The organism is Reyranella sp., assembly GCF_050185545.1.
GTDB lineage: Bacteria > Pseudomonadota > Alphaproteobacteria > Reyranellales > Reyranellaceae > Reyranella.
This window is the reverse complement of sequence record NZ_JBFWZI010000167.1, coordinates 1-11044: the sequence shown is the minus strand read 5'-3', so window position 1 is coordinate 11044 and position 11044 is coordinate 1. Positions and strand designations below refer to the sequence as shown.

The 11044-nt window shown below is 67.2% G+C and carries 8 protein-coding genes, 1 tRNA gene and 2 pseudogenes; 7 read left to right on the top strand and 4 right to left on the bottom strand.

From position 1 onward, the window contains the following. From AB7O82_RS30045 to AB7O82_RS30035, 3 genes and pseudogenes are all read right to left on the bottom strand, one after another. Positions 1-327: pseudogene (locus tag AB7O82_RS30045) on the bottom strand (hypothetical protein); the annotation flags it as partial. A 99-nt stretch (positions 328-426) separates the two neighbouring features. Continuing rightward, positions 427-936, bottom strand: coding sequence for a GNAT family N-acetyltransferase (locus AB7O82_RS30040; protein WP_428620921.1), 510 nt, complete (start codon positions 934-936; stop codon positions 427-429). Further along, positions 933-1544, bottom strand: coding sequence for a ribonuclease D (locus tag AB7O82_RS30035; protein ID WP_428547397.1), 612 nt, complete (start codon positions 1542-1544; stop codon positions 933-935). Before AB7O82_RS30035 ends, AB7O82_RS30040 begins: the two co-directional genes overlap by 4 nt. 230 nt (positions 1545-1774) lie before the next feature. On the opposite strand from AB7O82_RS30035, the gene AB7O82_RS30030 reads away from it, so the two are divergent. Further along, positions 1775-2434 carry a TIGR02466 family protein gene (locus tag AB7O82_RS30030; RefSeq protein ID WP_428547394.1) on the top strand — a complete coding sequence of 220 codons (660 nt, stop codon included), beginning with the start codon at positions 1775-1777 and terminating at the stop codon, positions 2432-2434. 41 nt (positions 2435-2475) lie between these two features. Here the strand turns inward: AB7O82_RS30030 and AB7O82_RS30025 are convergent. Next, a tRNA-Leu gene (locus AB7O82_RS30025) sits at positions 2476-2560 on the bottom strand. A 116-nt stretch (positions 2561-2676) separates the two neighbouring features. Here AB7O82_RS30025 and AB7O82_RS30020 point away from each other — a divergent pair. The 6 genes and pseudogenes from AB7O82_RS30020 to AB7O82_RS29995 form a co-directional block, all read left to right on the top strand. After that, positions 2677-3633 (top strand): complex I NDUFA9 subunit family protein, encoded by a 957-nt coding sequence (locus tag AB7O82_RS30020; protein ID WP_428620919.1) that lies wholly within the window; start codon positions 2677-2679, stop codon positions 3631-3633. 242 nt (positions 3634-3875) lie between these two features. Then, positions 3876-5318, top strand: a complete 1443-nt coding sequence (locus tag AB7O82_RS30015) for an NAD(P)-dependent oxidoreductase (RefSeq protein WP_428547388.1) — start codon at positions 3876-3878, stop codon at positions 5316-5318. 6 nt (positions 5319-5324) lie between these two features. After that, a complete protein-coding gene (locus AB7O82_RS30010; protein ID WP_428620918.1) occupies positions 5325-5936 on the top strand; it encodes a glutathione S-transferase family protein in 612 nt (203 codons plus the stop codon). A gap of 21 nt (positions 5937-5957) precedes the next feature. Then, positions 5958-6146: pseudogene (locus tag AB7O82_RS30005) on the top strand (4-oxalocrotonate tautomerase); the annotation flags it as partial. Positions 6147-6247: 101 nt separating this feature from the next. Continuing rightward, entirely contained in the window at positions 6248-10786 is a 4539-nt protein-coding gene (gene gltB / locus AB7O82_RS30000) for a glutamate synthase large subunit (protein ID WP_428620916.1), read from the top strand. A gap of 40 nt (positions 10787-10826) precedes the next feature. Further along, positions 10827-11044, top strand: a 218-nt coding sequence (locus tag AB7O82_RS29995) for a hypothetical protein (protein WP_428620914.1), incomplete at its 3' end; no start/stop codon positions are given.

The window sequence follows — 11044 nt, the reverse complement described above, 5'->3', positions numbered from 1 at the left end:
CTGGCCGACCCGGCTTGCCGCGCCATCACCACCGCGATCGGCGTGCTCGCGCGTCCAGCGCTCGTCGGCATCGGCAAGCGCCGGCGCGGCGGCAGCCAGGGCATCTGCGGTATCCGTCGGGGCCTCGAGGACAGGGGTATCGGTGTCCGCCGCCTGGCCGTCCTCCACCGCACCCTCGGTCAGAAGGGGGTTCTTTTCGAGTTCCTGCTGGATGAAGGCCGCGAGCTCGAGATGCGAAAATTGCAACAGCTTGATCGCCTGCTGAAGCTGCGGTGTCATCGCCAGGGTCTGGCGTGACGTCAGGATGAGACTCGGACCGATACGCATGTGCCAACACCCCCGAAAGGCCGGGTTAGACCTCCCTGCGGGATGTGTAGCAAAATCCGTGCCAGATTTCAGCCGATTTGATGCGGCCCGCGGCCCACCCTAAGCGCGCCGCGCCACCCAAACCAGGCCGTGCCAGCCGTTCATTGTGAAGTCCCGTCCTGAATCGCGACGCAGCCCGAGCCGGGCCATGACGGCCTGCGATCTCGCATTGTCGGCCGCCGTGTAGGCCAGGACCTCGCGCAACCCAGCGCGGCCAAAAGCGTCATCGAGGGTCGCCGAAGCGGCTTCCGTGGCATAGCCGTGGCCCCAGGCCCGCCGCGCGAAGCGCCAGCCGACTTGGCAATGACGCCCCAGGGGATGGCTATCCGGTTCCGGCGTCACGCCGGCGTAGCCGAGGAAGTCGCCATCGCGTGCCGTGACCGCCCAGCGGGAAATTCCGTGCCGGGCGAAATTTGCAACATAGCGGTCGAACTTGGCATCGCTTGCCACGCGATCGATCGGACCGCCGAGGTCGGCCATCACCTCGGGATCGGCATGCAGAGCGGCAAACGCCGGGCGATCGTCTTCCTGCCAGGGCCGCAGACGCAGACGCGGCGTCTCGAGCTTCAATGCTCGAATATGTCGATCTCGGGCCATCCCGCGAGATCGAGCCGGGCGCGCGTCGGCAGGAAGCGGAAGGCGGCCTCGGCCAGCTCGGTGCGGCCCTCACGCTCGAGCAGGGCGTCGAGCTTGGCCTTGAGTGCGTGCAGATGGAGCACGTCGGACGCGGCATAGGCGAGCTGCTCGTCGCTCAGCGACTCGGCGCCCCAATCCGAGGTCTGCTGCTGCTTCGACAGATCGACGCCGATCAGCTCCTTGCAGAGGTCCTTCAGGCCGTAGCGGTCGGTAAAGGTGCGGGTGAGCTTGGCGGCGATCTTTGTGCAATAGACCGGCTCGCAGCGGATGCCCAGCGCATGCTCGAGCGAGGCGATGTCGAAGCGGCCGAAATGAAACAGCTTGAGGACGCTGGCATCCGCCAGCAGGGCGGCCAGCCGCGGCGCGTCGTAGCGACCGCGCGGCATCTGAACCAGATGGGCGTTGCCGTCGCCCGCCGAGAGCTGGACCAGGCACAGCCGGTCGCGGTGCGGATTGAGGCCCATCGTCTCGGTATCGACGGCGACACTCGTGCCGAACGACAGGCCGGCCGGAAGGTCGCCGCGATGAAGGGTGATCGCCATCTACCGGGTACCTGGCTCACCCGGCGCGGTGCTCCGGCGAAAGCGGCACCTTCCGGGATCCGGGTTCTTGAGCTGAAAGTGCATGCGCTTCCCTTCGAATGTCAGGATGGTGCGTGTGAATTGTTCTGCTTGCAAGGAGCCGACCGCGCCGGCAATTTCGCCCTGTAGTCTGCGTAGTCGCGTTGCTTGGCGTTTTCCAAAAGAAATTCTAGGCAGCGGGGCTTTTTGCGATGTTTGCGAATACGAGTGTCCAGGAATTCTTTCCCACGCCCGTCTGGACAGTCGATCTGCAACCGACCTTTGCTGAAACCATGAACCGTCAGCTGCTGGCCGACATCATGCGCATGACGTCGCCCCGGCCGATGGAACTGGAGATGGGCGGCTTCTGGCAGACCGAGACGGACATGCACACGCGGCCGGAATTCGCCCAGCTGACGTCGCTCCTTCAAAAGGCCTGCAAGGCGGCGCTCGAGTTTCTTCAAATCGACCATCGCGGCGTCTCGATCACCGCCTGCTGGGCCAATATCGGACCCACGGGCGGGCTGCACAGCGCTCACACCCATCCCAACAACTACTTCAGCGGCGTCTACTACGTTCAGATTCCGGCCGGCGCGGAATCGATCGATTTCTTCGATCCCCGGCCCGCCGCCGTCGCCATGATGGCCCGCACCCGACAGCTCAACCGCTTCAACGGCAATCGAATGTCGGTCAAGGTCCAGCCCGGGCGCCTGATGATATTTCCGTCCTGGCTGTTGCACGGCGTGCCGATGAACCGCACCAACCAGGAGCGCGTCAGCATCGCCTTCAACGCGATGTTCACCGATTTCACCGAGGTCATGAGCCCGCCCTTGAAGCCGGGCAACCTGCCGTTCCGGTCGCCGAGCCGCTGAAGTCCAGCGGGCGCCGCCTCCGCAGGAGGAGGCCCGCCGCATGGTGCCCAGGAGAAGACTCGAACTTCCACGCCTCGCGGCGCTAGTACCTGAAACTAGTGCGTCTACCAATTCCGCCACCTGGGCACGGCATGCGGGCTTGTGCGGGCGGTGAGTTAGGGCCACGCCGCGCCGATGTCAACCGCAGCGCGCTTGCGCCGCAACGTCGATGGTTTATAGGCAGCGTCCATGAGGATCAGGCCATGAGGATCAAACAGGTCACGATTTTCGGTGGCAGCGGCTTCGTCGGCCGGGCCATGGTGCGGGCGCTGGCACAAAAAGGCCTGCTGGTGAGGGTGGCCTGCCGCCGCATCGAGCTGGCCGAGCGGGTCAAGACGGCGGGCGATGTCGGCCAGGTCACCGTGATGCGCACCAACCTCCGCATGCCCCAGTCCGTTGCTGCCGCCGTGTCGGGCAGCCAGGCCGTGATCAATGCCTCGGGCATCGCCTTCCAGCGCGGCCGGCAGCGCTACCAGGAGGTCCATGTCGGCGGTGCGCGCGCGATCGCCGAGGCGGCGACCGCCGCGGGTGTCGAACGGCTGATCCATGTCTCGGGCATCGGCGCCGATCGCCGCAGCACGACCAATCCCTACATCCGGTCAAAGGTCGACGCCGAGGACGCCGTTGTCGCGGGCTTCCCGACAGCGACCATCCTGCGGCCCAGCGTCGTGTTCGGGCCCGGGGATGTCATGTTCACCCGCCTGGCCAGGATCGCTGCGCAGGTGCCCTTCGTGGTGCCGGTCGTCGGCGATGGCCAGGCCAGGGTGCAGCCGGTATTCGTCGGCGATGTGGCCGACGCGGCCGTCGCGGTACTCGAGCGCCCGGAGACAGCGAAGAGCGTGTTCGAGCTGGGCGGACCCACTGTTTACACCTACCGCGAGATCACCGAGCTGACCTTGCGCGAGATCGACCGCCGCAAGCGGATTGTCGGCGTTCCGGCCAGACTGATGAAGATCGCCGGCTGGTTTGCCGAATTCCTGCCCGTTCCGCCCCTGACCCATGACCAGGTCGACCTCCTGACTCACGACAACATCGTGCGGCCGGGCGCCAACAGCCTGGCGACCCTCGGCATCTCGCCGACGGCCGCCGAGGTCATCCTGCCGACCTATCTCGACCGCTTCCGCCTCGGCGGACGCTACAACCAGCACGCCCCAGCCTGACGCCCGCCTCCGGCCGCGGTTGCCGCCCGATTTTGCTTGTTCAACGTATATAGTCCTATTTCAATACTATTATGCATCGAAATGTCATGGCCAGAGATTACTCAAGTCAGGCGGACCTATAATTAGGTCAATACTATTGACCAACGTTCCAAGACATGGCAAACGATGCCTGCAGGCGCAGCTTTGGCGCGCGTAGTGCACGGCCGACGCAGCAAAGTTTCAGGAAGTGCAGTGGAGTTCCCATGGCCGAGAGGATGCTGAAGTTCGTCGGGACGTCGCAGGCCATGCCGGACAAGCGGCCGGCGGCCGAGCGGCGCCGCGATTTCGGCGAGATCTATGCCGGCTATGCCCGCGAGAAGGCGGCCGAGCAGGCGGCGCGCTGCTCACAGTGCGGCGTTCCGTTCTGCCAGATCCATTGCCCGCTCAACAACAACATCCCCGACTGGCTGAAGCTCACCGCCGAAGGCCGCCTCGAGGAGGCCTACGAGCTGTCCTCGGCGACCAACAATTTTCCCGAGATCTGCGGCCGCATCTGCCCGCAGGACCGGCTGTGCGAGGGCAACTGCGTCATCGAGAAGGGCTTCGACTCGGTGACCATCGGCTCGGTCGAGAAGTTCATCACCGACACGGCCTGGAGCCAGGGCTGGGTGCGGCCGATCCGGCCGCGCCGCGAGCGGCGCGAGAGCGTCGCCATCGTCGGCGCCGGCCCGGCGGGCCTCGCCGCCGCCGAGCAGCTGCGTCGCAAGGGCTACCAGGTCACGATCTACGACCGCTACGACCGGGTCGGTGGCCTGCTGATCTACGGCATCCCCAACTTCAAGCTGGAGAAGGAGATCGTGCAGCGGCGCGAGGCCCTGCTGCGCGACTCCAAGGTGACCTTCGAGCTCGAATGCGATGTCGGCCGCGACGTCTCGCTGGCCGAGCTGCGCCAGCGCCACGACGCCGTCCTGCTGGCGACCGGCGTCTACAAGGCGCGCGAGATCGCGGCCCCGGGTGTCGGCCTGCCGGGCATCGCCGCGGCACTCGATTACCTTACCGCCTCCAACCGCATCGGTCTCGGCGACCAGGTGCCGGCATTCGAGTCGGGCGCGCTCGACGCCAGGGGCAAGAACGTCGTCGTGCTGGGGGGCGGCGACACGGCGATGGACTGCGTGCGCACCGCCGTGCGCCAGGGCGCGCGGACGGTGAAGTGCCTGTACCGGCGCGACCGCGCCAACATGCCGGGCTCTCAGCGCGAGGTGAAGCACGCCGAGGAGGAAGGCGTCGAGTTCGTCTGGCTGACCGCCCCACAGAGCTTCCTCGGCAAGAACGAGGTGAGCCACGTCCGCTCGGTGCGCATCCATCTCGGCATGCCCGACGCCAGCGGCCGGCAGACGCCGCAGGAGATCCCCAACTCGCACGCCAATATCGAGGCCGACCTCGTACTGACCGCGCTGGGCTTCGATGCCGAGGATCTGCCCGCCGCGATGGGTGCGCCCGACCTCGCGGTGAACGGCGGCGGCACGCTCAAGATCGACTGGCGCAGCATGATGACCAGCCTCGACGGCGTGTTCGCCGCCGGCGACATCGTGCGCGGCGCCTCGCTGGTGGTGTGGGCGGTGCGCGACGGCCGCGACGCCGCCGAGCGCATCCATGGCTATCTGACGACAAGGGCGCAGGCCGCCCTGCGCCTCGCGGGGGAGTGAACGACGATGCTGACGCTGTACGACTACATGGACTCGGGCAACGGCTACAAGGTGCGGCTGCTGCTGGCGCAGACCGGCACGCCCTACAAGCTGGTCGAGCGCGACATCCTGAAGGGCGAGACACGCACGCCGGAGTTCCTGGCGAGGAATCCCAACGGCCGCATCCCCACCCTGCAGCTCGCCGACGGCACCCATCTGGCCGAGTCGAACGCCATCATGTGGTACCTGGCCGAAGGCACGCCGTTCGCGCCGGCCGACCGGCTGGCCCGCGCCCAGACGCTGCAATGGATGTTCTTCGAGCAGTATAGCCACGAGCCCTACATCGCCGTGGCGCGCTTCTGGAAGCACATCCTGCCGAGCCTCACGCCGCTGCAGGAGATGGACCTGCCCGAGCGCATGAAGAAGGGCTACGCCGCGCTCGACGTGATGGAGCGTCACCTGGCGGCGAACGACTGGTTCGTCGGCGGCCGCTACGGCCTGGCCGACATATCGCTCTATGGCTACACCCATGTCGCGCACGAGGGCGGGTTCGACCTCGGCGCCTATTCGCACATCAACGGCTGGCTGAAGCGTGTCGCGGGCCAGCCCGGCCATGTGACGATCGCCCACAAGAACTGACGATAGCCAAAGAGGAGACGGACAATGCCGATGATCAACGTCCAGATGTTCGAGGGCCGCACGCTCGAGCAGCGTCGCAAGCTCGCCAAAGAGCTCACCGAGGGCACCTGCCGCGCGCTCGGCTGCGCGCCCGACGCCGTGCAAATCATCCTGACCGACATCAAGAAAGAGAACTGGGCCGAGGCCGGCAAGCTGTTCTCCGATATGTAGTGCTCGTGCGGACCGCGGGCGTCCCGCCCCCACATTAAGCATGATCGGGCGGGACGCCCGCGGTCCCGAAGAGCAAGACCAGCTTCAAGAAAGTTCACGCCATGACCCACGTCAACGCCCATCAGATCGTCCGCGACTACCGGGACGGTGTCGCCAGGCTCACCGACGCCTACGGCTACAACCCGGCCAAAGAGGTCGATTCGTGCGGCGTCGGCATGGTCGTGGCGCTCGACGGCAAGCGGCGCCGTGACGTGGTCGCCGCCGGCATCGACGCCCTGAAGGCGGTGTGGCATCGCGGCGCCGTCGACGCCGACGGCAAGACCGGCGACGGCGCCGGCATCCACGTCGAGATCCCGCAGGATTTCTTCCGCGATCACGTGCGCGATTCGAGCGGCGAGATGCCCGAGGTCGGCCGCATCGCCGTCGGCATGGTGTTCCTGCCGCGCACCGACCTCGCCGCCCAGGAGCGCTGCCGCACCATCGTCGAGACCGAGATCCTGCGCTTCGGCCACACCATCCTGGGCTGGCGCCAGGTGCCGGTCGACATCTCGGTGATCGGCGAGAAGGCCAACGCCACGCGGCCGGAGATCGAGCAGATCCTGATCGGCCGCGGCGATCCCAGGCTCGACAATCGCGAGTTCGAGAAGCAGCTCTATATCCTGCGGCGGCGCATGGAGAAGGCGGCGCAAGCCGAGAACATCGGCGAGTTCTACGTCTGCTCGCTCAGCTGCCGCTCGGTCGTTTACAAGGGCATGTTCCTCGCCGAGCACCTGTCGGCGTTCTATCCCGACCTGCTCGACGAGCGCTTCGCCTCGCGCTTCGCGATCTTTCACCAGCGCTACTCGACCAACACCTTCCCGCAATGGCGCCTGGCGCAGCCGTTCCGCGTGCTGGCGCACAACGGCGAGATCAACACCATCCTGGGCAACGTCAACTGGATGAAGAGCCACGAGGCGCGGCTCAGTCACGAGCATTTCGGCCGGGCGATCGAGGACCTGAAGCCGATCATCCAGCCCGAGGCTTCCGATTCGTCGGCGCTCGACAACGTGTTCGAGCTGCTGGTGCGCGGCCATCGCAACCTGCCGATGGTCAAGACCATGATGATTCCCGAGGCATCGTCGCTCAATCCGACGGTGCCGCCCCAGCACCGCGCCATGTACAACTACGTCAACGGAGTCATGGAGCCGTGGGACGGCCCGGCCGCGATCGCCGCCGTCGCCGGCAAGTGGGCGCTGGTCGGGCTCGATCGCAACGGCCTCCGGCCAATGCGCTACGTGCGCACCTCGACGGACCTGCTGATCGCCGGCTCCGAGGCCGGCATGGTGCCGCAGGACGAGGCGACGATCGTCGAGAAGGGCCGGCTCGGCCCGGGCGAGATGCTGGCCGTCGATATGGACCAGCCGGCGCTCTACAAGGACCACGAGCTGAAGGACATGCTGGCCGGCACGCACGACTATGCGACGTGGACCACACGCACGGTCGAGCTCGACTCGCTGATCCGGCAGGATGCGCCGGCCGCCGAGCGCTTCGCCGCCGACGAATTGCGCCGGCGCCAGTTCGCCGTCGGCTGGTCGATCGAGGACCTCGAGATGATCCTCCATCCCATGGTCGAGGACGGCAAGGAGGCCGTCGGCTCGATGGGCGACGACGGGCCGCTCGCCGTGCTCTCCGACACCTACCGCGGCATGCATCACTTCTTCCGACAGAATTTCAGCCAGGTGACCAACCCGCCGATCGACAGCCTGCGCGAGCGCAACGTCATGACCTTGCGCACCCGGCTGGGCAATCTCGGCAACGTGCTCGACGAGAGTCCCGAGCAGAGCGAAATGCTGTCGCTGCAGTCGCCGATCGTTCTCAATGCCGAGTTCGAGGCGATGCGCAAGTACATGGGCGAGTCGGCGGCGCGCATCGACTGCACCTTCGACCCGACCGGCGGGCTGGACGCCATGCGCCAAGCCATCGAGCGCATCTGCCACGAGTCCGAGGAGGCGGTGCGCCGCGGCTGCCTGCATATCGTGCTGACCGACGCCAATGTCGACATCGACCGCGCCGCGCTGCCGATGATCCTGGCGGCGGGCGGCGTGCATTCGTACCTGGTGCGCCAGTCGCTGCGCACCTTCACCTCGCTCAACGTGCGCTCGGCCGAGTGCCTCGACGTGCACTACGCCGCCGTCATCATCGGCGTCGGCGCCACCACGGTGAACCCCTATCTCGCCGAGGAGACGATCGCGGCCCGTCACCGGCGCGGGCTGTTCGGCAAGCTCACGCTCGGCCAGTGCCTCGCCAACTACAAGAAGTCGCTCGACGACGGTCTTTTGAAGGTGATGTCCAAGATGGGCATCTCGGTGCTGTCGTCGTACCGCGGCGGCTACAATTTCGAGGCGGTCGGCCTGTCGCGCTCGCTGGTCGCCGAGTTCTTCCCCGGCATGCCCTCGCGCATCTCCGGCATCGGCCTGCGCGGCGTACAGGAGAAGATCGCCGAGCAGCATGCGCGCGCCTTCGACGATGACGTGATCGCGCTCCCGATCGGCGGTTTCTACAAGGCGCGGATGGGCGGCGACCGGCACAATTTCGAGGGCACGCTGATCCACATGCTGCAGGACGCGGTCAACACCGAGTCCTATGCGAAGTACCGCAGGTACAGCGAGCAGGTACGCCGCCTGCCGCCGATCAACCTGCGCGACCTGCTAGACTTCAAGACCGACCGCAAGCCGATTCCGATCGACGAGGTCGAGTCGATCACCGAGCTGCGCAAGCGGCTGGTGTCGCCCGGAATCTCGCTGGGCGCGCTCGGACCCGAGGCGCACGAGACGCTGTCGATCGCCATGAACCGGATCGGCGCCAAGTCCGACTCGGGCGAGGGCGGCGAGGATCCGGCGCGCTACAAGGCGCGCGCCAACGGCGACAACGCCTCGTCGGCGATCAAGCAGGTGGCGTCGGGCCGTTTCGGCGTCACGGCGGAGTACCTCAACAACTGCCGCGAGCTCGAGATCAAGGTGGCGCAAGGCGCCAAGCCCGGCGAAGGCGGCCAGCTGCCCGGCGCCAAGGTGAGCGAGATGATCGCGCGTCTGCGCCATTCGACGCCGGGCGTCAGCCTGATCAGCCCGCCGCCGCATCACGACATCTATTCGATCGAGGATCTGGCGCAGCTGATCTACGACCTGAAGCAGGTCAACGCCGAAGCGCGGGTGACGGTGAAGCTGGTCGCCCGCTCGGGCATCGGCACGGTTGCGGCGGGCGTCGCCAAGGCCAAGGCCGACACGATCCTGGTGTCGGGTCACAGCGGCGGCACGGGCGCCTCGCCGCAGACGAGCATCAAGTACGCCGGCATCCCGTGGGAGATGGGTCTCTCCGAGACTCACCAGGTGCTGACGCTCAACCGGCTGCGCGACAAGGTGCTGCTGCGCACCGACGGCGGCATCAAGACCGGCCGCGACGTGGTCATCGCCGCCATGCTGGGCGCCGAGGAGTACGGCATCGGCACCGCCTCGCTGATAGCCATGGGCTGCATCATGGTGCGGCAGTGCCATTCCAACACCTGCCCGGTCGGCGTGTGCACGCAGGATCCGAAGCTGCGCGCCAAGTTCGAGGGCACGCCCGACAAGGTCGTGAACCTGTTCAGCTTCGTCGCCGAGGAGGTGCGCGAGATCCTGGCCCAGCTCGGCTATCGCTCGCTCGTCGAGCTGGTCGGCCGCTCCGATCTCCTGAAGCAGGTGAGCCGCGGCGCGCGCTATCTCGACGATCTCGACCTCAACCCGCTGCTGGCGCGCGCCGACGGCGGGCGCGGGGCGGTGCACAACACGATCGAGGGCCGCAACGAGGTGCCCGACACGCTCGACGCCCAGATGATTCGCGACGCCCGGCCGCTGTTCACCCATCGCGAGAAGATGCAGCTCCAGTACAGCGTGCGGAACACCCATCGCGCCGTCGGCACGCGCCTCGCCGCCATGATCACGCGCGCCTACGGCATGAACGGCCTGCAGCCCGACACCGTGACCGTGCGCCTGCGCGGCACCGCCGGCCAGTCGCTCGGCGCCTTCGCGGTCTGCGGCATGAAGCTCGAGGTCTACGGCGACGCCAACGACTATGTCGGCAAGGGCCTGAGCGGCGGCACCATCGTGGTGCGTCCGCCGGTGTCGAGCCCGCTGGTGCCCGAGGCCAATGCGATCGTCGGCAACACGGTCCTCTACGGCGCCACCGCCGGCAAGCTGTTCGCCTCGGGTCGCGCCGGCGAGCGCTTCGCCGTGCGCAACTCGGGCGCCGACACGGTGGTCGAGGGCGTCGGCAGCAACGGCTGCGAGTACATGACCGGCGGCACCGCCGTGATCCTGGGGCCAGTCGGCCTCAACTTCGCCGCCGGCATGACCGGCGGCATGGCCTTCGTCTACGATCCGGAAAACGTGTTCACGCTCAAGGCCAACCCCGAGACGGTGGTCTGGCAGCGTGTCGACCATCCGCACTGGGAGGCCCTGGCCCGTTCCCTGGTCGAGGAGCATGTCGGCGAGACCAGATCGCCGCTCGGCGCCCGCCTGCTCAACGACTGGGACCGCTGCCTCGAGCATTTCTGGCAGGTCATCCCGAAGGAGATGCTGGCCCGCCTGCCGCAACCGCTGACCGTCGCCGAAGCCAGGCGGGCGTGATCGCCGGGGGCGCGCCACTCCAGTGGCGCGGTCATCCGCCATGACAGACAAGACGCGCGACGGAAGTCGCGCGCCCCCGGCGATGAAGATCGCCTACGCCCAGCTCGCCGCGTCGGTCGTGCTGTTCGGGTTGTCGTTTCCGATCCTCAAGATCGGGCTGCAGGCCAGCACGCCGGTGTGGCTGGCCGCCGGCCGGACGACCCTGTCGGCGCTCTCGGCCTTCGTGTTGCTGCTGGCGCTGCGGCGCCTCAGATGGCC